The sequence below is a fragment of the Corynebacterium sp. HMSC08A12 genome (assembly GCF_001807485.1).
Taxonomy (GTDB): Bacteria; Actinomycetota; Actinomycetes; order Mycobacteriales; family Mycobacteriaceae; genus Corynebacterium; species Corynebacterium evansiae.
Genome location: NZ_KV789168.1, coordinates 200523 through 222544, shown reverse-complemented (window position 1 = coordinate 222544; position 22022 = coordinate 200523). Strand labels below are relative to the sequence as shown.

General features: G+C 63.4%; 22 protein-coding genes and 5 tRNA genes. 23 read left to right on the top strand and 4 right to left on the bottom strand.

Going from position 1 to position 22022, the window contains the following annotated elements:
* Positions 1-59: 59 nt before the first annotated feature.
* The 4 genes from HMPREF3166_RS02945 to HMPREF3166_RS02930 form a co-directional block, all read right to left on the bottom strand.
* Positions 60-134: transfer RNA gene (locus HMPREF3166_RS02945), tRNA-Cys, on the bottom strand.
* Positions 135-175: 41 nt separating this feature from the next.
* Positions 176-251 (bottom strand) — tRNA-Gly (locus tag HMPREF3166_RS02940).
* A gap of 46 nt (positions 252-297) precedes the next feature.
* Positions 298-369, bottom strand: a tRNA-Val gene (locus tag HMPREF3166_RS02935).
* A 49-nt stretch (positions 370-418) separates the two neighbouring features.
* A tRNA-Gly gene (locus HMPREF3166_RS02930) sits at positions 419-494 on the bottom strand.
* 245 nt (positions 495-739) lie between these two features.
* Here HMPREF3166_RS02930 and HMPREF3166_RS02925 point away from each other — a divergent pair.
* The 23 genes from HMPREF3166_RS02925 to HMPREF3166_RS02815 all read left to right on the top strand — a co-directional run bounded on the left by HMPREF3166_RS02925 (position 740) and on the right by HMPREF3166_RS02815 (position 21954).
* Positions 740-811: transfer RNA gene (locus HMPREF3166_RS02925), tRNA-Val, on the top strand.
* Positions 812-1005: 194 nt separating this feature from the next.
* On the top strand, positions 1006-1590 hold the full coding sequence (locus HMPREF3166_RS02920) for a copper resistance CopC family protein (RefSeq protein ID WP_192816639.1): 585 nt from the start codon (positions 1006-1008) through the stop codon (positions 1588-1590).
* A 66-nt stretch (positions 1591-1656) separates the two neighbouring features.
* Positions 1657-1977 (top strand): hypothetical protein, encoded by a 321-nt coding sequence (locus tag HMPREF3166_RS02915; RefSeq protein ID WP_035003785.1) that lies wholly within the window; start codon positions 1657-1659, stop codon positions 1975-1977.
* Positions 1978-2082: 105 nt separating this feature from the next.
* Complete coding sequence (locus HMPREF3166_RS02910; protein ID WP_035003786.1) at positions 2083-2733, top strand: copper chaperone PCu(A)C; 651 nt, start codon at positions 2083-2085, stop codon at positions 2731-2733.
* A 5-nt stretch (positions 2734-2738) separates the two neighbouring features.
* Positions 2739-3992, top strand: coding sequence for a Dyp-type peroxidase (locus HMPREF3166_RS02905; RefSeq protein WP_246816908.1), 1254 nt, complete (start codon positions 2739-2741; stop codon positions 3990-3992).
* 145 nt (positions 3993-4137) lie between these two features.
* Positions 4138-6141 (top strand): threonine--tRNA ligase, encoded by a 2004-nt coding sequence (gene thrS / locus HMPREF3166_RS02900; protein ID WP_241476799.1) that lies wholly within the window; start codon positions 4138-4140, stop codon positions 6139-6141.
* A gap of 7 nt (positions 6142-6148) precedes the next feature.
* On the top strand, positions 6149-6727 hold the full coding sequence (locus HMPREF3166_RS02895; protein ID WP_035003789.1) for an HIT family protein: 579 nt from the start codon (positions 6149-6151) through the stop codon (positions 6725-6727).
* A 33-nt stretch (positions 6728-6760) separates the two neighbouring features.
* Complete coding sequence (pgsA, locus tag HMPREF3166_RS02890) at positions 6761-7426, top strand: phosphatidylinositol phosphate synthase (RefSeq protein ID WP_070487582.1); 666 nt, start codon at positions 6761-6763, stop codon at positions 7424-7426.
* Entirely contained in the window at positions 7426-8394 is a 969-nt protein-coding gene (locus HMPREF3166_RS02885) for a phosphatidylinositol mannoside acyltransferase (protein WP_070487580.1), read from the top strand. Before pgsA ends, HMPREF3166_RS02885 begins: the two co-directional genes overlap by 1 nt.
* Positions 8391-9572, top strand: coding sequence for a glycosyltransferase family 4 protein (locus tag HMPREF3166_RS02880; protein WP_070487578.1), 1182 nt, complete (start codon positions 8391-8393; stop codon positions 9570-9572). The genes HMPREF3166_RS02885 and HMPREF3166_RS02880 overlap by 4 nt, the downstream gene beginning before the upstream one ends.
* Positions 9569-10087, top strand: coding sequence for a hypothetical protein (locus HMPREF3166_RS02875; protein ID WP_070487576.1), 519 nt, complete (start codon positions 9569-9571; stop codon positions 10085-10087). The genes HMPREF3166_RS02880 and HMPREF3166_RS02875 overlap by 4 nt, the downstream gene beginning before the upstream one ends.
* Positions 10088-10177: 90 nt before the next feature.
* Positions 10178-11080, top strand: a complete 903-nt coding sequence (gene pdxS, locus HMPREF3166_RS02870; protein ID WP_141741116.1) for a pyridoxal 5'-phosphate synthase lyase subunit PdxS — start codon at positions 10178-10180, stop codon at positions 11078-11080.
* Positions 11080-11952, top strand: a complete 873-nt coding sequence (locus HMPREF3166_RS02865; RefSeq protein ID WP_070487574.1) for an acyl-CoA thioesterase — start codon at positions 11080-11082, stop codon at positions 11950-11952. Before pdxS ends, HMPREF3166_RS02865 begins: the two co-directional genes overlap by 1 nt.
* Before the next feature lie 4 nt (positions 11953-11956).
* On the top strand, positions 11957-12544 hold the full coding sequence (pdxT, locus tag HMPREF3166_RS02860) for a pyridoxal 5'-phosphate synthase glutaminase subunit PdxT (RefSeq protein ID WP_049049264.1): 588 nt from the start codon (positions 11957-11959) through the stop codon (positions 12542-12544).
* A gap of 130 nt (positions 12545-12674) precedes the next feature.
* A complete protein-coding gene (locus HMPREF3166_RS02855; RefSeq protein ID WP_035003805.1) occupies positions 12675-13430 on the top strand; it encodes a YebC/PmpR family DNA-binding transcriptional regulator in 756 nt (251 codons plus the stop codon).
* A 31-nt stretch (positions 13431-13461) separates the two neighbouring features.
* Complete coding sequence (gene ruvC / locus HMPREF3166_RS02850) at positions 13462-14025, top strand: crossover junction endodeoxyribonuclease RuvC (protein WP_070487572.1); 564 nt, start codon at positions 13462-13464, stop codon at positions 14023-14025.
* Positions 14022-14657 (top strand): Holliday junction branch migration protein RuvA, encoded by a 636-nt coding sequence (gene ruvA / locus HMPREF3166_RS02845; protein WP_035003807.1) that lies wholly within the window; start codon positions 14022-14024, stop codon positions 14655-14657. Before ruvC ends, ruvA begins: the two co-directional genes overlap by 4 nt.
* A 50-nt stretch (positions 14658-14707) precedes the next feature.
* Positions 14708-15799, top strand: coding sequence for a Holliday junction branch migration DNA helicase RuvB (gene ruvB / locus HMPREF3166_RS02840; RefSeq protein ID WP_049049269.1), 1092 nt, complete (start codon positions 14708-14710; stop codon positions 15797-15799).
* Between the two features lie 45 nt (positions 15800-15844).
* Positions 15845-16159, top strand: a complete 315-nt coding sequence (yajC, locus tag HMPREF3166_RS02835) for a preprotein translocase subunit YajC (protein WP_035003811.1) — start codon at positions 15845-15847, stop codon at positions 16157-16159.
* A 113-nt stretch (positions 16160-16272) separates the two neighbouring features.
* Positions 16273-18180 (top strand): protein translocase subunit SecD, encoded by a 1908-nt coding sequence (gene secD, locus HMPREF3166_RS02830; protein WP_070487570.1) that lies wholly within the window; start codon positions 16273-16275, stop codon positions 18178-18180.
* Positions 18181-19515: a protein translocase subunit SecF gene (gene secF, locus HMPREF3166_RS02825; RefSeq protein WP_070487568.1), complete on the top strand. Its 1335-nt coding sequence runs from the start codon at positions 18181-18183 to the stop codon at positions 19513-19515.
* 58 nt (positions 19516-19573) lie between these two features.
* Entirely contained in the window at positions 19574-21259 is a 1686-nt protein-coding gene (locus HMPREF3166_RS02820) for an ABC transporter substrate-binding protein (RefSeq protein WP_070487564.1), read from the top strand.
* Between the two features lie 95 nt (positions 21260-21354).
* Positions 21355-21954 carry an adenine phosphoribosyltransferase gene (locus HMPREF3166_RS02815; RefSeq protein WP_035003816.1) on the top strand — a complete coding sequence of 200 codons (600 nt, stop codon included), beginning with the start codon at positions 21355-21357 and terminating at the stop codon, positions 21952-21954.
* Positions 21955-22022 lie beyond the last annotated feature (68 nt).

Here is a 22022-nt window from a genome sequence, read left to right as displayed (position 1 = left end):
AGGGAAGCGCTCTCCCGCTGAGCTAAACGCGCCTATAGTTCACTATGTGTAAAAGAATGTGGAGGTGGAAACGGGAATCGAACCCGTGTACACGGTTTTGCAGACCGTTGCCTAAGCCACTCAGCCATTCCACCGCGGCAAGAGATTCTTGCTCGTGGCCCACTTTAGTGAACCGTGGAGCGGATGACGAGACTCGAACTCGCGACCCTCACCTTGGCAAGGTGATGCGCTACCAACTGCGCTACATCCGCGTGCGAAAGGTTTGATCCTTCGCAGGTGGATCCGAAGCGGATCCTGTGCGCGATACTGGGATCGAACCAGTGACCTCTTCCGTGTCAGGGAAGCGCTCTCCCGCTGAGCTAAACGCGCTAAAACAACAACCCAAGCCCCGAAACTAGCTCGGGATATTGCTTGAGCGTGGAGCGGATGACGAGACTCGAACTCGCGACCCTCACCTTGGCAAGGTGATGCGCTACCAACTGCGCTACATCCGCATAAGCAACCTTGAACGCTTAAAAGCGATTCTTCGTCGCTGCGACAACAAACACTAGCCTGTTAGTCACCTAGTTCACAAATCCCCAGGTAGATAAGGGCTTCGGAAGGCTGCCCTCGCGCCGATTAAACACCGTTGAACTACAATCTTGCAATTCAGCAATATGGCACGAAGGCGGCTAGAAAGTGGCACCTGCCTACGGGTTTTGGTCTTGCTTAGCGCCTAGTGGTACCTTTCCCTCTTGAAGGTTCCATAGCTCAGTGGAAGAGCGTTCCGCTCACACCGGAAAGGTCGCTGGTTCGAACCCAGTTGGAACCACAATTCACCGCCTGGCATTCTCGCTGGGCGGTTTTCTTTTTCTCCCCCAGGTGCCCCCGTCGGGGTCGGGCTGGGAACTCTTTGCCCGCGGCGCCCGACTACTTGGATAGCGCTGGGAAAACTCGCAGGATTGAGCTCAGTCTTTTCGGCGCTATGGTGTTAGCAGTGTCGTGACAGAAAGGTTCACCGTTTACATGCCTCGCCGTTTTTCTTCTTTTGGACGCCCCTTCGCCCGCATCCTCGCGGCATCTGGAATGGTTGCCGCCGTTTCCGTGGGTTTCGGTGCTCCAGCCTCTGCCCATGACGTCGTGGTGAAATCCACCCCGGAGGCCAATTCCACGGTCGACCACCTGCCTGAAAAGATCGTCCTGAACTTCTCGGGCGAGCCGCAGGAGGGCTTCAACACCATCGCGCTGTCGCACGATGGTGAGGTGCTTTTCCGCGATGAGCCGACGGCCGATGGCCGAGAGCTTTCCGTGGATGTTCCGGCTGATGTGCAGGAGAAGAAGGACGGTGGCGAGTACACCGTCGGCTACCAGATCACTAGCTCCGACGGTCATTCCACCCGTGGCAGCCTGAAGTTCAATCTGGCTTCCGCGGATGGCGGCGAAGGTAACGGCAGCGGCGGAAGCCAGTCCGAAGGGGGCTCCGAGGAGGGGGCACAGGGGGAGCAGTCCCTGAGTGTTCCTTCTTGGTTATTGCCTTTGGGCGGTATCGTCGTAGTTGTGGGTGCTTTGGCAATCGCCATCGCACGCTTTCGCGACTTGAAGGACGACTAGCCGACAGTAGGGTAGAGCGTTCCTCATGTCCGATTAGTTGACGATTACCTGATCAGGAGATTTCCCGTGAAGAAGTTCCGCTCTGCAACCGCTGCCGCTCTGGCTCTGACCACCGCCCTTGCACTGTCCGCTTGCACCCCTCCTAACGAGAATGACGGCGACCAGCGCGAGGACACCGCAACCACCGGCCCGGCTAGCCCGAGCATCCAGTCCACCGAGGAAGCAGCTACCGACTCGTCCGAGTCCGAGGCTGAAGCGACCGACGCTACCGATGCGGACGAGACCGACGCTTCCGTAGAGACTGAGATGGACGGCGCTGAAGTGGCCACCGATAACGCCGAGGCAACCGCCACCGGCGCAGCATCCGCGTCGGGTGCCACCAACTAGCACGCGAACTACTAGGAATCGCGTACAGCGTGTTCGGGGGAATAAGCCCCCGGACACGGGAAAATGGTTGGGAAGCCCGCACGCCTTTTAATTGAAAGGTTCGTTATGTCCCTGACCTCCCTGAATAACACCAAGAAGCGCGCCGCAGCCGTGGCTGCCGTCGCGTTGAGCAGTGCGCTGTTCCTTTCCGCATGCTCGGACGATGGGGAAGGCAAGAACGACGCTTCCACCTCGGCGGAGACTACGCAGTCCGCTGAGTCCGCAGAGTCCGCTGACGACAAGGCTGCGGACGAGCAGGCTTTGGAGTTCAACGACTCCTATGTCACCGCCAAGCCTGCCGACAAGAATATGACGTCTGTGTTCGGCACCCTGCACAACACCACCGACAAGGACATCACTATCACCGAGGTGAAGGGTGACATTGACGGTGCGAAGTACGAGCTGCACGAGGTCAACGACGACGGCGAGATGCAGCAGATCTCCAGCCTGACTATCCCCGCGGGCGAGGATAGCGTGCTGGAGCCGGGCGGAAACCACATCATGATCATGGAAGTTTCCGACGAGATCGCTGCCGGCGATTCCCTGTCCTTCACCCTGGTCGACGAGGATGGCAAGGAGTACAAGCTGGAGAACGTTCCGGTGCGTGTTCAGCAGTCCACCCACGAGCACTACGGTGACGAAGATGGCGGCAACATGGAGGGCATGGACGGTATGGACGGCATGCAGCACGGCGAAGAGCACGGACACGAGCACTAAGCCCCATGCCTGATCCCGCACGTTTTCGTTCTTCCATTTCTGACGCCCCCACCCCCGAGCCCCCCGAAGGTGTGAAGTTCACCCGCCGTGGATTCTTCGCGGGACTAGGAATGACCGGCGCCGCATCCGTCCTGGCAGCTTGCAGCACGACAGAAGACTCTGCTGGTACAGCTGGCAATAGTGGTGCTGGCGATGGGGCGTCAATAAGAAAGATTGATTTCGACGGCCCGCACCAGGCGGGCATCCGGGAAGACTCGCAGAACCACGCGCTGCTGGTGGCCTTCAACCTGAAGAGGGACGGGCTACCGCGCGGTGGGCTGAAGAAGAACCTGGAGCGCCTGATGCGCATCTGGACCGGTGATGCGCGCTCCCTGACCCAGGGGCAGGTCGCCCTGGCGGATCTGGAGCACGAGCTATCGATCGCTCCGCAGAATCTAACGGTGACTGCAGGGTGGGGGCCTAAGCTAATCAAGGATGCGGACTTGATTGGCGCGGCTCCTTCCTGGGTGAAGAAGAACCTCAATGGGCTGCCGAAGTTCAAGGGAGACAAACTCGACCCGGACTTTGGTGGCGCCGACGTGGTCCTGCAGATCTGTGGCGACGACCTCACTGCCGTGAGTCATGCCGCGCGCGTGCTGACCCGTGGCGGTCGTGACTATGCGACGCCGAAGTGGACCCAGCGCGGATTCGTGGACTCGCCGACAGGCGAAACCCCGCGCAACCTGTTGGGCTTCAAGGACGGCACCGCCATTCCCCGCACCGACGAAGAATACGACGAATCTATCTGGGACGACCAGGGCGGCAGTGCCATGGTGGTTCGCCGGGTCGTGTTCGACATGCCGGGGTGGGAGCAGCTGGATCGCAAGTCCCGCGAGGTCGTGTTCGGCCGACACGCAGACACCGGCGCGCCACTGGGCGCGAAGGACGAGTTCGACCCGGTGGATCTGAACAAGACCGGCGATGATGGTTTGCCGATGATCGACGAGCGCAGCCACGTGGGCATCTCCGCGGGCGAGGGCACCCATATGCGGCGCCGCGCCTACAACTGGGACAACGAGGTCACCCCACTGGGCAACAGCGGGCTGATTTTCATCTGCTTCCAGGCCGACCCGGACGAGGCATTCACGCCTCTGCAGAAGCGCCTCGCGGAGAAGGACCGGCTGAATACGTGGATCACCCACGTCGGTTCAGCGGTGTTCTGGGTACTGCCCGGCACGCAAAACGGGGCGTACTGGGGGCAAGAGATCCTGGAGGGGTAGAATCTACGGGCGTTGAGGACCGTCACCAGGTATGTGACCGTCACTAAAGCCCGAGAAGGAGCACGATCCACAAGTGAGTACCCCCGAAATCACCCCAGTCGCCGTTACTTTCCGCGTTCCGGCTGGCACCCCGGCCGGAGCCGCCATGCGCGAGCTGGGTCTTCCCAACAAGGGTCCGGAAGCCATCGTTTGTGTGAAGGAGACCGAGGGGGAGGACGCCGGCCAGCTGCGTGACCTTTCCTGGGCGCCTGAGCAGGACGTGGACGTCGTCGCCGTTCCGGCTAACACCGATGAGGGGCGCGGCGTAATCCGCCACTCCTGCGCCCACGTGCTCGCACAGGCAGTGCAGAAGGAATTCCCCGGCACCAAGCTGGGAATCGGCCCGGCCATCGACAATGGCTTCTACTACGACTTCCAGGTTGCAGAGCCCTTCACCCCGGAGGATCTGAACAAGCTGGAAAAGACGATGAAGAAGATCATCAAGTCCGGCCAGAAGTTTGAGCGCAAGGCTTATGCCGACGCAGAGCAGGCTCGCGCGGAGTACGCAGACGAGCCCTTTAAGACCGAACTGATTGCCGACAAGGGCAATGTGGATCCGGACTCCGACGAAGCCACCGAGGTCGGAACCGGCGAACTGACCGCCTACAGCAACGTGAACCCGCGCACCGGGGAGGTCGAGTGGTACGACCTCTGCCGCGGCCCGCACGTGCCGACCACCCGCTACATCCCAGCTTTCGCCCTAACCCGTTCCTCCGCTGCCTACTGGCGCGGTGACCAGTCCAAGGCCGGACTGCAGCGCATCTACGGCACGGCTTGGGAGTCGAAGGAAGCCCTGGCGGAATACCAGACGATGATGGCGGAGGCCGAGAAGCGCGACCACCGACGCCTGGGCCAGGAGCTGGACCTGTTCAGCTTCCCCGACGAGATCGGCTCCGGCTTCCCGGTATTCCACCCGGACGGCGGCATCGTGCGCCTGGAGATGGAGGAGCACTCCCGCAAGCGCCACATTGCCTCCGGTTACAGCTTCGTCAACACCCCGCACATTACGAAGGGCGACCTGTTCCAGAAGTCCGGTCACCTGGACTTTTACGCCGACGGCATGTTCCCGCCCATGCAGCTGGATGGGGAGACCGACGAAGATGGCAACGTCACCAAGCCGGCGCAGGACTACTACGCCAAGCCCATGAACTGCCCGATGCACAACCTGATCTTCGCCTCGCGCGGACGTTCCTACCGCGAGCTGCCGCTGCGACTGTTCGAGTTCGGAACCGTGTACCGCTACGAAAAGTCCGGCGTGATCCATGGCCTGACCCGCGCGCGTGGCTTCACCCAGGATGACGCCCACATCTACTGCACCGAGGATCAGCTGGAACAGGAGCTGACCACCGTGCTGGAGTTCATCATCTCCCTGCTGCGCGACTACGGACTGGACGACTTCTATCTGGAGCTATCCACCAAGGATCCGAACAAGTTCGTGGGCACCGACGAGATCTGGGAGCGTTCCACGCAGATCCTGGAGCGTGTGGCCACCAAGTCCGGCCTGGAGCTGGTTCCGGATCCGGCGGGCGCGGCCTTCTACGGCCCGAAGATCTCCGTCCAGGCTCGCGACGCCATTGGGCGTACCTGGCAGATGTCCACCGTGCAGTTGGACTTCAACCTGCCGGAGCGCTTCAACCTGGAGTACACCGCGCCGGACGGCTCCAAGCAGCGCCCGATCATGATTCACCGTGCGCTTTTCGGCTCCATCGAGCGCTTCTTCGGCGTGCTGCTGGAGCACTACGCCGGTGCGTTCCCTGCATGGCTGGCCCCGCATCAGGTCGTGGGCATCCCGGTCGCTGACGAGTTCAACGAGTACCTGGAAAACTTCGCTGCGGACCTGCGCGCCCAGGGCATCCGCGCGGAGGTCGATACCTCCGACGACCGCATGCAGAAGAAGATCCGCAACCACACCACCGGCAAGGTGCCTTTCATGCTGCTGGTCGGTGGGCGCGATGTGGAGGCGAACGCGGTGAGCTTCCGCTTCCTGGACGGCACCCAGGTCAATGGCGTGCCGCGCGCGGATGCGCTGCGCATCATCTCCACCTGGATCGCTGAGCGCCGCAACGACCAGCCGAGCTCGGAGCTGGTTCAGCCGCTGGTGGAGGCTTAACACCGCAGTGGAGCAGCAACAGGAACCGGAACAGCAGTCCGAAGCGTATGTGGACTTAGGCGTGGGCTCCCAACCCGACCTGCAAGGCGGGCTGGAGCGACTGTGGGCGCCCTACCGCTCCCAGTACATCGCCAAATCCAAGCGATCTGCCGACCCCTTCGCCACGCTGCCGGAGCTTTCGGACGAGGAGGCGCTGATTGTCGCCCGCGGCAAGTCCGTCTACTGCGTGCTGAACCTGTACCCGTATAACCCCGGCCATATGCTGGTGGTTCCTTATCGCCAAGTGGCCGATTACACGGAGCTCAGCGACGCAGAAACCGCAGAGCTGGCGGAGTTTACGAAGATTGCGCTGAAGGCACTGCGGGCGGTTTCCAAGCCCGATGCGGTCAACGTTGGCCTCAATTTGGGCAAGGCCTCCGGAGGCTCCATTCCGACACACCTGCACCAACATATAGTGCCCAGGTGGGCCGGTGATGCTAACTTCATGACAGTCATGACGGGCACCAAGGTGTTGCCACAGACGCTGCGGGAGACCCGTGCGCTGCTGGCGGAGGCCTGGGAAAGCGTTACCCGTTCCACCGACTAGCGGTTCAAACCATTAGGGAGAATAACTTCAGCGATGCTTAGCGTGCACGGCCGTGGCCCCGCCGCGGTCATCATTGAACCGATTGCCCGGGTGCTGCACAAGATGGGGATTACCCCCAACGCAGTGACCGTTTTCGGCACCCTGCTGGCGATCGGTTTCGCGCTCTGGCTGATTCCCTCTGGTCACCACTTCGCCGCCGCCGTACTGATCGGCCTTACGGTCGCCACCGACATGGTGGACGGCACGATGGCCCGCATGCGCGGCGGCGGCACCCGCTTCGGTGCCACGCTAGATGCCACCTGTGATCGCCTCAGCGACGGCGCCATCTTCGGCGCCCTGGTTCTCTGGTTTGGCCTGCAGGAGCCTGCGAACGTGGTGATGATGAGCGTCTGCCTGGTCATCCTTGTCGCCAGCCAGGTCACCAGCTACGTCAAAGCCCGTGCGGAGGCCTCGGGCATCAAGGTCGTGGGCGGGCTCATCGAGCGACCGGAACGCCTCATCATCTCCCTGGTCGCCGTCGGTATCGGCGGCCTCGGCGTGCCGCACGTTCTGGCGTGGGGGCTGTGGATTCTCGCCGCTGGTTCGCTGTACACGGTCGTCGAGCGGCTGGTGATTGTTGCTCGTTCGGACGCCGCGTCCCAGACCATCGCCGCCCCAGAAGGAGCCCGCGAGTTTCCCGCAGAGGGGAGTGAAGGCTGATGGGCGAGCGGCTATCCGCCGCGGCGTATATCGCCGGCTGGAAGATAACCTCCAAGCTGCCGAAGCCGGTGGCGAAAGCATTGTTTGAATGGGGCGCGGACGTAGCGTCCAAAAAGGGCAAAGGGCCAGAACAGCTGCGCCGCAACCTCGCCCGCATCGTCGGGCCGGAGAACGTCACGCGCGACCTGGTGCGCCGCTCCATGCGCAGCTACATGCGCTACTGGCGCGAGGCCTTCCAGCTGCCGGCGATGGCCGGGCGCGAGCTGGCGGAGGAGCTCAACCGCAACTTCGTACCCGGCTCGCTGGAGCTGCTGCATGCGAGCGCCGAATCCGGCCGGGGCACCGTCATCGCCTTGCCGCACGCGGGCAACTGGGACATGGCCGGGGTGTGGCTGGTGCACCACTACGGGACCTTCACCACCGTCGCGGAGCGCCTGAAGCCGGAGATCCTGTTCGAAGCTTTCGTGGAGTACCGCGAGTCGCTGGGCTTTGAAATCATCGCGCTGACGGGCGCGGACGTACCGCCCCTGGAGCGGATGGAGGAAGTGCTGCGCAGTGGTGGGACCGTGTGCCTGATGGGGGAGCGAGACCTGACGGGCCACGGGGTAGAGGTGGAGTTCTTCGGGGAGAAGACCTCCATGCCCGCCGGGGCGGCGCTGCTGGCACAGCGCACCGGGGCGAACCTGTTCACCGCACGAGTGGCGTTCCGCGGCGGATCCACGGACCCCGAGCCCGAGCGGCGGGGCACGCCGGAGACCTGGGAGCACGAGGTCACGCCCGTAGAGGTGGAAGGGCAGAGCCTGCAGCAGATCGTCCAGCAGATGGCGGACAACTTCGCCCGCGGCATCGCCATGGACCCGCAGGATTGGCACATGCTGCAGCCGCTGTGGTTCTCGGACCTATCGGAGGCGCGCCGCAAGCGCCTGGGGTTGGGTGAAGAAGGCCAGACGGAAGGGCAGGGCCAATGAGGGTAGGAATGGTCTGTCCGTACTCCTTCGACGAGCCGGGCGGCGTGCAGATCCACGCCATCGACCTGTGCACGGAGCTGCGCAAGCGCGGACACGAAGTCAGCCTGATCGGCCCCGGCAAATCCACCGAGGGGCTGCCGGATTTTGTGGAGCTGGGTGGTTCTAGCATTCCGATTCGCTACAACGGCTCGGTCGCGCGGCTGAGCTTCGGCCCGCGGACGAAGAGGCACTTGAAGCAGTGGATCCGCGACAATCAGTTCGACCTGCTGCACATCCACGAGCCGAACTCCCCGTCCTATTCGATGATGGCCATGGCCGTGGCGGAAGGGCCGATCGTGGCGACGTATCACGCCTCGGCCAGCGAGTCGAAGATTCTGAAGGTGGCGCTGCCTTTCCTGCGCCCCTACCTGGAGCGTATTCACGGTGGTATCGCGGTAAGTGAGGAGGCCCGCCGTTGGCAGGTGGAAAACCTGGCAGGCGACCCGGTGCTGATTCCCAACGGCGTGGAGACTTCCGTCTACCGGAACGCTGAACCCCTGGCCGGGCTGGGCACGCTCGAACAGCCCCGGCCGCGTCCGCGCCTGATGTTCCTGGGTCGTTTCGAGGAGCCCCGCAAGGGCCTGCAGGTCCTGCTGGAGGCCATGCCGCGGATCGTCGCGGAAGTGCCCGACGTGGAGCTGATCATCGCCGGTGGCGGCGACATCGATGCACTGGTCGAGCGCGTGCGGAAGCTCGGACTGTCCGTCTGTGTGGGGTTGGGACCCAGCGCGAAGCCTAGTGACGCCCACGTGCGCGTTCTCGGGCGCGTCAGCGACGCGGACAAGGCCAGCGCGCTGAGCGCAAGCGATGTCTACGTGGCCCCGAATACGGGCGGCGAGAGCTTCGGCATCGTCCTGGTGGAGGGCATGGCGGCCGGGGCGGCGGTGCTAGCCAGCGACATTCCCGCCTTTGAAGCCGTCGGCCAGCACGGAAGGTCTGCGCGCCTGTTCCGCAATGGTTCGGCCGAGGACCTGGCCGAGAAGGCTATCGGCCTGCTGCGCGACGACGCGGGCCGGGGCAAACTCATCGCGGCCGGGGCGCAGCGCGCCGTCGATTTCGATTGGCAGACGGTAACCGACCAGGTGGAGCAGGTGTATGACACGGTGACGGTCAAGGGGCGAAAGGTGACACTGGCATGATCACGATTCCCGTGTGGGGCTTCATTGTCGCGGTGGTTTTGATCCTCGCGATCGTTGCGGGCGTGTGGGCTTCAGGGATGGCCAGCCGGCTGAACCGGTTGCACATCCGCACGGACTCCGCGCGCGTAAGTCTGGAGGGGGCGCTGCACTCCCGCTCGAGCGTGGTCGCAACGCTGCAGCCGGAGCTAGGGCAGGACGTGGCGCACGTGAACCGCGTAGCACTGCGGGCCACCGACATGGGTGCGCGCAGCGAGGCGGAGAACGAGTTGCTGAGCGAGTTGGATTCGCAGGTGTGGACCAACCCGAACTTCCTGGAGGCCTCGGCGAAGGTAGACCTGGCGGCCCGCTTCTACAACGATGCGGTCTCTGATACCTTGAGCGTGCGTTCCCGCCCGCTGGTGCGCGTCCTGCGATTGGCCGGCCGGGCGCCGCTGCCGGAGTATTACGAAGCCCTTCTGTCCAGTCCCGCACCCAGCGAAGATTCCGCCGACAACGGGGGCTCCGCGGAGGGCTAGTTTTAATCCAATCCCGATAGTGGGATTGGAAAGTAGACAGGTTAGACTAGAGCCGATCTAAAACTCTTCATAGATGGGAAGTTAAGCATCGTGACCAATAATTCTTCAGCTGCGAACACCGGTACCGCTCGCGTGAAGCGCGGCCTGGCCGACATGCTCAAGGGCGGCGTGATCATGGACGTCGTTACCCCGGAGCAGGCAAAGATCGCCGAGGATGCCGGCGCTACCGCCGTGATGGCGCTGGAGCGCGTGCCCGCCGATATTCGCGCCGAAGGTGGCGTTTCCCGCATGTCCGACCCGGACATGATTGAGGGCATCATCAATGCCGTCTCGATCCCTGTTATGGCCAAGGCCCGCATCGGCCACTTCGTCGAGGCACAGGTTCTGCAGTCCCTGGGTGTGGACTTCATCGACGAGTCCGAGGTGCTCACCCCGGCCGACTACAAGAACCACATCGACAAGTTCGACTTCGAGGTGCCCTTCGTCTGCGGTGCTACCAACCTGGGCGAGGCCCTGCGCCGCGTTAACGAGGGTGCGGCCATGATCCGCTCCAAGGGCGAGGCCGGCACCGGTGACGTCTCCAACGCAGTCACCCACATGCGCACCATCCGGGCAGAGATCAACCGCCTGACCTCCATGGCCGAGGACGAGCTGTACGTGGCCGCCAAGGAGCTGCAGGCTCCCTACGAGCTGGTGCGCGAGGTTGCTGCCAACGGCAAGCTGCCGGTCGTTCTGTTCACCGCCGGTGGCATCGCCACCCCGGCTGACGCTGCGATGATGATGCAGCTGGGCGCCGAGGGTGTCTTCGTCGGCTCCGGCATCTTCAAGTCCGGCAACCCGGAGCAGCGCGCCCGCGCCATCGTGCAGGCCACCCAGAACTACGACGACCCGGCTACCATCGCCAAGGTCTCCCGCGGCCTGGGCGAGGCCATGGTCGGCATCAACGTCGACGAGATCCCGCAGCCGCACCGTCTGGCGGAGCGCGGCTGGTAATGTCTCCGCACCGTCCGAAGATCCTGGATGTCCTGGATCTAGAGCGCATCGACCGCGACATCTTCCGCGGCAGCCCGCTGCCGTCGAAGCTGGCGCGCACGTACGGCGGCCAGGTTGCCGCGCAGGCTTTGGTCGCGGCCACCCGCACCGTCAGCGAGGACTTCGCCGTGCACTCCCTGCACGGTTACTTCGTTGGCCCGGGTAACCCCGATGCGTCGACGGTGTTCTTGGTCGACCGTGTGCGCGACGGTCGATCTTTCGTCTCCCGTTCTGTGAAGGTTGTGCAGGACGGCAAGGCGATTTTCAGCATGCAGGCCAGTTTCCACATTCGTGACGACCACGGCCCGCAGCACTCCGACGAGATGCGCGCAGTGCCGAACCCCGAGTCCATCGCGGTGGATACCGAGTCGCTAACTAGCGTTCAGCGCCTGTTCCGCGACGAGTGGGCCGACTGGGACGTGCGCATCGTCCCGCCGGAGGACTACGAGCACAACAAGTACACGGCCTCCCAGCAGGTGGTGTGGTTCCGCACGAAGTCCAAGCTGCCGGACATCGACACCCTGCACGTCTGCACCCTGGCCTACATGTCGGACATGACCCTGCTGTCGTCCGCGCTGGTGCCGCACCGTCCGGCGGAGTTCCAGGAGGCCTCGCTGGACCACGCCATGTGGTTCCTGCGCCCCTTCCGCGCCGACGAGTGGCTGTTGTACGACCAGGTTTCCCCGTCCGCCCACGGCGGCCGTGCGCTGACCCACGGGCGGATCTTCAACCAGCAGGGCGACCTGGTGGCCGTGGTCACCCAGGAGGGGCTCACCCGCACCCTGCGCGACGGCGCCCAGTCGGTGCCGTTGAAGGAGCAAGAGGAGCAGTAGGCCGATGATCATTGGCGTGTTGAGCGTGCAAGGCGGGTTCGTCGAGCACATGCGCAGCATCGAACGCCTGGGCCACGAGGCCCGCGCTGTTCGCCGCCCCGAACACCTCGAAGGCCTCGACGGGCTGATCATGCCCGGCGGCGAGTCCACCACGATGTCTAAGCTGCTGGAGCTCGGCGGAATGCTGGAGCCTCTGCGGACGCTGGTTGCCGACGGCCTGCCCGTGTTCGGCACATGCGCTGGGCTGATTCTGCTGGCCGATCGGGTCTTGGACACTCGTAGTGACGCCCACAGCTTGCACGCCATGGACATCACAGTGCGGCGCAACGCCTTCGGCCGCCAGGTGGACTCCTTCGAGACCCAGCTGCCGTTCGGGGATATCGACACGCCCGTCGAGGCCGTGTTTATTCGCGCCCCCAAGGTGGAGGAAGTGGGCGACGGGGTAGAGGTTGTGTCCACTTTGCCGGACGGCACGGTCGTCGGCGTGCGGCAAGGCAACGCGCTGGGATGCAGCTTCCACCCGGAGCTTTCCGAGGATGACCGCGTGCACGAGTACTTCCTGCGAATGGTCGAGCAATACGGCGTGGAATAGCTGCCGCATAGCTTCGGCGGTTGGGGCGTAGGGGCGTCATAAAGAAAAAAGCGACGTACGTGACGGCGGCTACACCGTGGGGGTCTAGTATGGAAGCGATACAAACGTACCCGACTACCGAAAGAGGATCATGGCCGGCCACTCCAAATGGGCAACTACCAAGCACAAGAAGGCTGCCAACGACGCAAAGCGCGGCAAGGAATTCGCCAAGCTGATTAAGAACATCGAAGTGGCAGCCCGCACCGGTGGTGGCGACCCCAGCGCAAACCCGACGCTGCAGGACGCGATCACCAAGGCCAAGAAGTCCTCGGTGCCCAACGACAACATCGAGCGCGCCCGCAAGCGTGGCTCCGGCGAAGAGGCCGGCGGTGCTAACTGGGAAACCGTGATGTACGAAGGCTACGGCCCGAACGGTGTGGCCATGCTAATCGAGTGCCTGACCGATAACCGCAACCGCGCCACCACCGACGTGCGCACCGCCATGAACAAGAACGGCGGCAACATGGCGGATGCGGGCTCCGTTTCCTACCTGTTCACCCGCAAGGGTGTGGCAGTGCTGGACAAGGGCGAAAACACCGAGGACGACATCCTGCTCGCCGTGCTAGACGCCGGTGCGGAAGAGGTCAACGACATCGGCGAGAAGTTCGAGGTCGTGTGCGAATCCTCCGACATCAACGCGGTGCGTGACGCGCTGAAGGAAGCCGAGATCGACTACGACTCCATCGAACTCGACTTCCGCGCGTCTATGGAGGTTCCGGCGGATGCCACCACAGCGAAGAAGGTGTTCAACCTGATCGACGCGCTGGAGGATTCCGACGACGTGCAGAACGTGTTCACCAACATGAATGTGCCGGATGACGTGCTGGCAGAGCTCGACAGCGAATAATTAAAACACGTGTGCTATTCTTGGCTACACGATGAACACTCCACATAATTCCGCCTGGGGCAGCCCCGTCGGCGGCCCGACCTCGCTGGCCGGGCTGCGCGTCATGGGGATAGACCCCGGGCTGACGCGCTGCGGACTATCCGTGGTGCAGGCGGGGAAGGGGAGGGCCGTGTACCCCGTGGCCGTAGGAGTGGTGCGCACTCCGTCGGACATGCCGGTGGAGCAGCGCCTCAACAGACTCTTCAACGCGGTGGAGGAGTGGTTCGACGACTATCAGCCACACGTGGTGGCGCTGGAGCGCGTGTTCGAACGCTCGAATGTTTCCACGGTGATGAACACCGCCCACGCCTCCGGCGTGTTGATGCTGGCCGCCGCCAAGCGCGGGGTAGATGTGCACATGTACACACCCAGCGAGGTGAAAAAGTCCATCAGCGGCAACGGGCGGGCGGACAAAGCGCAGATGACGCGCATGATCACCCGCATCCTGGGGCTAAGCGAAGCACCCAAGCCGCCGGATGCGGCCGATGCGCTGGCGCTGGCCGTGTGCCATTGCTGGCGGGCGCCACTGAACCATCTAGTAAAGGGGAAACCATGATCGCATCGCTGCGCGGAACCGTGATTGATAAGGGCCTGGACTACGTCATCATCGAGTGCGCGGGCGTGGGGTACCAGTGCACCGGTACCGCCACCACTATTTCGGAGCTGCCGAGGGGCGAGGAAGTCTTCGTGACTACCGCGATGGTGGTGCGCGAGGACTCGCAGACGCTGTACGTGTTCAAGGACGCAGACGAAAAGCGCGCCTTCGCCACCCTGCAGTCCGTCTCCGGCGTGGGCGCCCGGCTGGCTTTGGCGATCCTGTCGGTTATCAGCCCGCAGGAGCTCGCCCGAGCGGTATCCAACGGCGACCACAAGACCCTGCAGAAGGCCCCCGGAGTGGGCAAGCGCCTGGCCGAACGCATGGCTGTGGATCTGAAGGGCAAGGTGGCGGATCTGGGAGAGATCGCGGATACCGGTGCTGCGGGCGCGGTTGGCGCGGCCGGCGTTGCAGGTGACGGCCAGGCCGTGGCGACGGACGTGCGGGAACAGGTCCTCGAGGCGCTCGTGGGTCTCGGGTTCACGGAGTCCAAGGCAGGTACCACCATCGACGCTGTACTGTCCCAATGGTCCGCCCCGCAAGCCCCGGACGCTTCCGGGCTGCTGCGCGCCTCGCTGGCGGCTATTAAATAGGCACAGGCAAGCCCAAGTACGCTGCTGAAGAATAGGGGAGACTGGAGACCATGAGCGACACCGAGCGCACAGAGTTTGAACTTCCACCGGGCGTGGGGCCAGGCGCCGCACCCGGCGGCCAAGGCTTCTCCCAGAACGCGGACCTGGACCCGCAGCAGTCCGCCGGGGAATCGGACATTGATACTTCGCTGCGCCCCAAGTCACTGGATGAGTTCATCGGTCAGCCGAAGGTGCGCACGCAGCTGGACCTGGTGTTGGGCGGCGCGCGCTCCCGCGGGGTAGCCCCCGACCACGTGCTGTTGGCCGGCCCGCCCGGGTTGGGCAAGACCACCATGGCGATGATCATCGCCCAGGAGCTCGGCAGTTCCCTGCGCATGACCTCCGGCCCCGCCCTCGAGCGGGCGGGCGATCTGGCCGCCATGCTCTCCAACCTGATGGAGGGCGACGTGCTGTTTATCGACGAGATCCACCGCATGGCCCGCCCCGCCGAGGAGATGCTCTACATGGCGATGGAGGACTTCCGCATCGACGTCATCGTCGGCAAGGGCCCCGGCGCCACCTCCATCCCCATTGAGATCGCCCCGTTCACCCTGGTGGGCGCCACCACCCGTGCGGGCATGCTCACCGGGCCGCTGCGCGACCGCTTCGGCTTCACCGCCCAGATGGAGTTCTACGACACCGCCGATCTAACCCGGGTCGTCACGCGCGCTGCGGGAATCTTGGGAGTTGAAATTACTGGTGACGCCGCAGCGGAGATCGCATCCCGTTCCCGCGGAACCCCGCGCATCGCCAACCGACTGCTGCGCCGGGTGCGCGACTTCGCGGACGTGAATGCCGACGGAAAGATCACCGTCGAGGTGGCGCGTGCCGCGCTGCTGGTCTTCGACGTGGACGAATCTGGTCTGGATAGGCTCGACCGGGCGGTCATCGAAGCCCTGGTGAAAGGCCACGGTGGTGGCCCTGTGGGCGTCAACACCCTTGCGCTGGCGGTAGGCGAAGAACCGTCAACGGTCGAGGAAGTCTGCGAGCCCTACCTCGTGCGCGCCGGAATGGTCAGCCGCACCCCGCGTGGGCGCGTAGCGACGGCGGCGGCGTGGCGGCACATCGGTTTGGAACCGCCTGAGGGCACAATCGGGCTATAGCGGGGTAAAGAGGATGTGGAACGGGCATATGGCAAAATTGTCACTATGCCATTTGAAATTATTCTCATTGTCCTTGTCCTACTTGTGTTCGTCGGCTTGCCGCTGGTCCAGATCCGCAAGCAGAACAAGCGGATTCAGCAGATCCGCCAGTTTCAGGATCAGCTGGGTCCGGGCATGGTTGTCAAGACGACCTCCGGCCTCCACGGCCGTGTGGTCCACGTGGGGGATACGACCGTCGACCTGGAGATCGCGACAGGCGTGGTGACCACCTGGGAGAGGGTTTCCATCCTGGAGACCGTCGACTCTGTGGAGCCGGGCTCGCAGCAAGAGACGCAGCTGACCGAAGAAAAAGAAGACTAACTAGCTGGTTCGGTATTCCGTTTGTCCGAACCCAGGCGTTAGTATCACGGGGTTAGATTTTTTAGTACACCGGCCGCGCGTGTTTGCGGCTGGATTGCAGGAGACTTAAAGCGGTGGCAAAGAAGAAAAAGAGAACTGCTGCACAGGGCGGCTTCGCGTGGCCGAAGCGGGCGCTCGCCGCATTCGTGGTGGTCGTCTTCATCGTGCTGGGCTTGATCATGTTTACGGGAAACAAATCCTTCGAGCCCAAGCTGGGTATCGACCTGCAGGGCGGTACCCGAGTGACGTTGGTTCCGCAGGGGGATACGCCCACGCCGGATCAGCTGAGCCAGGCGCGCACGATTCTGGAAAACCGCGTGAACGGCATGGGTGTTTCCGGTGCCTCCGTGGTGACGGATGGCAACAACCTGGTCATTACCGTTCCCGGATCGGACGCGGGCGAGGCGCGCTCGTTGGGCAAGACCTCGCAGCTGCTGTTCCGCCCCGAATCGCAGCCGGGGCAGCCCACCAAGGACTTCCCACAGGCCCTGAAGAAGATGGCGAACCGTTGGGTGGAGAACGGAATTATCACCCCAGATTTCGCCAACGAGCGCCTTGGGCAAATGGTTAAGGCATTCCCGCAGCTCGGCCTGGAGGATGCGCCGAAGGAACTGAAGGTCTCCGCCAAGCCACCGGCGGAGCCAAAGGATTCTGTCGAGGAGCAGGAGCGCCGCGACAAGCAGGTCGAGGTACTAAAGGCAGACCGCCAGAGCATGGACGGAAACAAGCAGCAGGCAGCCGGTGCGCTGCTGGACTGTGAAGCTAACGATCCCATGGCAGGCTCCGATGATGCGGATAAGCCTCTGGTCACCTGTAGCGACCAGGGACCCATGGTTCTGGGCCCGGCGCCGCTGCTGAAGGGCGAGACCGACGAGAAGAACGGCGAGCGCCTGACCGGCGAGATGATCGACACGAACTCGCAGATCACCGGCGGCCTGCAGCCGAACTCGGCGCAGATGGCCATCACCTTTAAGTTCAAGACCGGTGAGCAGACCCCGGGTGGCGAGACCTGGTACGCACTCGGCCAAGAGATGATGGGCAAGCGAGTGGCCATCACCCTGGACTCCAAGGTGATCTCCGCGCCTGAGATCCAGTCGCCGACGCCCCCGGGCGAGGTCTCCCAGATCACGGGTAGTTTCTCCGAAAAGGAAGCCCAGGACCTGGCTAATAACCTGCGCTATGGCGCGCTGCCGTTGAGCTTCGTCGGTGAGAACGGCGAGCCGGGTGGCACTACCACCACGATCTCCCCATCGCTGGGTGCCGCTTCCCTGAAGGCCGGCATCATTGCCGGTCTGGTGGGCCTGGTTCTGGTCGGCCTGTACGCGCTGGCCTACTACCGCGGCCTGGGTGTCGTGGCCATTGTGTCCCTCGTTGCGGCGTTCGCCCTGGTGTACGGATTCATCGTTCTGCTGGGGCGTTGGATTGGCTACAGTCTGGATCTGGCGGGCATCGCCGGCCTGATCATCGGCCTGGGCACCACGGCCGACTCCTTCGTGATTTACTTCGAGAGGATCAAGGACGAGATCAAGAATGGTGCTACGTTCCGCTCTGCAGTGCCACGCGCCTGGCAGCGAGCTCGCAGCACGATCGTCACCGGTAACATCGTCTCCCTGATCGCCGCCGTGATCCTGTACTTCCTGGCTGTCGGCGACGTCAAGGGCTTCGCATTCACCCTGGGTCTGACGACCGTGTTCGACCTGGTCGTGGCGTTCCTGCTGACCGCCCCGCTGTTGATCCTGATGTCCCGCCGACCGCAATTCGCCTCGCCGAAGCTCAACGGACTGGGCGCGGCCTACCGCGTTGCGGAGCGCAAGTACGGGCGGAAGCCCCACGAGCACGCGGTGCGTGCTAAGTCGGCCAAGAAGGCAGATAAAGCCGAGAAGCCAGAGAAGGCTGACAAGGCTGAAGACTCGGATGATGCGCAAGACAAGGCGTCCACAAAGGCAGATACCCCGGCCACCGACGACAAGGAGGGGAAGTAAATGAGTAACCCCGAAACCCTAAGCGTGAAAGAGTCCGAGGCCGTGGAGTCCGCGGAGCTTTCGGCGGCCGAAGCCACCCCGGTCGACGCGCCCGATACCGAGGCGTCCGGCTTCTTCGAGAAGCTCTATAACGGCAACGGTGGGTTCCCCATCGTGCAAAACCGCGGTCGCCTCTATGGCATCCTCGTTGCGGTGGTCGTGGCGTGTCTGCTGTCCATCCTCGTACGCGGCTTCACTCTAGGCATCGACTTCGAGGGCGGCACCCGTATGACCATGCCGCCTGCGGGCGGGGCCACCGAATCTAGCGTTTCGGAGGTCTTCGAGGAGGCCACCGGCATCGCTCCGCAGTCCACTCAGACCGTCGGTAGCGGCGATGCCGAGTCCATCGAAATCACCTCCGAGCGCCTGAGCGAGGAGCAGATCCGCGAGGCCCGTTCGGCGCTGTTCAACGAGTATCACCCGAAGAACAACGTCGGCGAAGTCACTCAGGATGCGATCAGTGACTCCACAGTCTCCGAGTCGTGGGGTAGCAGCATCACCAAGAAGATGCTCATCGCCCTGGGCGTGTTCCTGCTGACGGTGTTCCTCTACATCGCGATCCGCATGGAGCGCGACATGGCCGCCGCGGCCATCATCTGTCTGTTGATCGACCTCACAGTTGTCTCCGGCATTTACGCACTGGTCGGCTTCGAGGTTTCGCCGGCGACCGTGATCGGCCTGCTGACGATTCTGGCGTACTCGCTCTACGACACGGTAGTAGTGTTCGACAAGGTGCAGGAAAACACGTCCGGCCTGTTTGGTTCCACGCGCGCCACCTATGCCGAGGAAACGAACCTGGCCATTAACCAGACGATCATGCGCTCGATCAACACCTCCATCTTCTCCCTGGTACCGATCGCCTCGCTGCTGATCGTTGCCGTCGGCATCATGGGTGTGGGCACGCTGAAGGACCTGGCGCTTGTGCAGTTCATCGGTGTGATCGCCGGTACGTTTAGCTCCATCTTCTTTGCCGCGCCGCTGCTGGTGACGTTCAAGATGCGCCAGCAGAAGTACAAGCAGCACGAGGCCCGCGTGGAGCGCGCCCGTTCCCTCGCTACGTCGCAGGAGGGGTCTTCCGATGAGGACGCCGCAGTGGAGACCGCCGAAGATGCCAACGAAAAGGTAGGAGTTTCCGCCGCAGACGCGGGTGCAGGCGCGGATGCAGATGAGGCGAAGAAGGCCGGAAAGCGCAGCGTATCCAGCCCGAATTCCCGCCTGGCAGACGATTCCACGGAGGACTTCAAGCGCGAGACCCACAACGAAGACGCCGGAAGGTCCTGGCGCCCGGGCATGTAGCCCGGAGAGGCCCGCAGGCTCTTTTCGTTTAGATGTGTTGGAGGAAGGAAGGCGACCAGTGATCCGCAAGCAGGATGCAGTACGGTCCACCGCAGCCTTGGCGCTATCCGCAGCCCTGGCTGCAGCCGGTCTGGCCGGCTGTTCGGAGGATTCCCCGCTGAGCAGCCCGCCGGAGCAGTTCGGATACGTGCTGACCAGCGACCTGGTGACCTCCAACGCGGGCACAGCGGTGGGCGTGGCGACGGATGCCGCGAAAATTTCCGCTCGCCTCTACCCGGGAGCCTTCATCGCGGGGCCGCGCGGACAGAACCTGCCGAATGGCGACTTGGTGACGGCCAAGCCGGCCCCCGGGAATCCTCGACAGGTGGACTACACCATCAACGAGAAGGCCACCTACTCGGATTCCAAGCCGGTAGTCTGCGACGACTTTTTGCTGAGCTTGCAGGCCAGCTCTCGCCCGGACCTTTTCGGCTCCGACATGCCGCTGTTCGGCCAGGTGGAGAAGATTGACTGCGCAGCGGGCGCGAAACAGTTCAGCGTGCACTTCGCCGATAAGCGCGGTGAACGCTACCGGGAACTGTTTGGGCCCGGCACGGTGCTGCCTTCCCACACTGTGGCCGAGAAGGCCGGGGTGGAGGATGTCGTATCCGCCGTCGACACTAAGGACGAACAAGCACTGACGGAGCTGGGTAAGGCCTGGCAGGATGTGTTCACCTTCTCGAAGACTGATCCTTCCCAGGTGCCGACCTCCGGGCCGTACAAGATTGCCGCCCGAAAGGAAGATGGCTCGCTGAAGCTGGAGAAGAATCCTGAATGGAGCGGGGTGGAGCCCGCCCAATCCCCGGTGTACCTCTGGCCGCAGGGGGCGGACGTTAAGAAGCTGGGGGAGCACAACCAGCTTTCCGTGGTGGATACCAATCGCGGTGCCGGGGAGACTCCTGGCAAGGTGGCTGAGGAGCTGGGCCTCAACGGTGATGAGTTCCGCGTGGTTGAGAGCAACTCTGAGCGCGTGGATACCTTGCGTGTCTCCGACCTTGGCCCGCTGCAGAATCCCGACTCCCGCAAGGCTCTAAATGCTTGCATCGACCGGGAGGCGATCGCCAAGGCCGTAGAGGAGGAGACCGGAGCGGCCGTCGAGCCGACCGGCCTGCGAGTGGTCGGCTCCGAGCACCCGCTGCGCGGCTACCTGGACGACATCAACGATCGGAATATCAAGGTCAATGTCGATGAGGCCCGATCGCAGCTGAACGGAATGACTATCCGCGTGGGCTTCCTCGATTCGGTGCCGCGGTATAAGAAGATTGTTGACGCCCTTAAGTCCCAGTGCGCGGAGGCGGGGGTAAACATTGAACCTGTGCCCCGCTCGGCCGATGACTACGGCCTGCTGGGCGTGGATTACGACGTAGCCCTCGACACCCGTTCGGCCAACGGTCGGAACTCAGCGGTGAACGCCACGCCGGGCGCCGGGCTCAAGGAGATCAGGGGGGCGGAGACGGCGTTGGCCGACGACGCCATGACTTTGCCGCTGGTGACCGAGCCGCGCACCATCCTTGCCGAGGTTCATGCGGCTAACGTGCTGGATAGCTCCTCGGATACGGGGGTGAGCTGGAACATGGATCGCTGGGTGGAGTCCGACGAGCCTGTGGCGACCGGCCGTGCCTCCGACGAAGGCAACGACGGGGCGGAGGGAACTTCCGCTAGCGAGTCCCCCGCAGCTCCCGAAGATGAAGAGCCCAGCAAGTAAGCCCCACCTGTAAGGCTGGCCGGGGCGTTAAGGTAGGAAATGCCCGTGCTGCCGCAGATCCCTCGCAGTCCTAAGAGAGAAAGAGACCTAAGAGCTTGACTTCCGCCGACAACGCCGACCACGCTGACTATTCCGGCAAAGACAGCAATCCCCAGCGCGCAGAGACCGCGGCAAGCGCGCTGCGCCGAAGCATCCGGGTAGTCCCGGACTTTCCCTCACGAGGCATCGTTTTCGAAGACCTCACCCCCGTGCTGGCAGACCCGCACTCCTTCAAGCTTTTGGTGCAGGATCTAGCGGAGCACTGCCGCAATTTCGACATCGACTTGATCGGCGGGTTGGATGCCCGTGGCTTCCTGCTGGGAAGCGCCGTCGCCTACGAGCTGGGCGTGGGTATCCTGGCAGTTCGAAAAGGCGGCAAACTGCCGCCTCCTGTCCACCATGTGGACTACGCTTTGGAGTACGGCACGGCCTCACTAGAGATCCCGGCTGACAACGCGATCCCGCTGCAGGGCAAGAACGTCTTCCTCATCGACGACGTGCTAGCCACCGGCGGTACGCTCGCTGCCTCGCGCGAGCTGTTGGAAAACGCCGGGGCAAGGGTCTGCGGACTCGGCGTGGTGCTAGAAGTATCCGCGTTGGACGGTCGCGATCGTCTGAAGGATCTTCCGCTCTACGTGGTCGACCAGGCCGTCTGATACCCCCAGGGGTCATTGGCGCAGGTGGCGTCAATAAAAAGAAGAGAAGAAACAGGCAGGACTTGAAG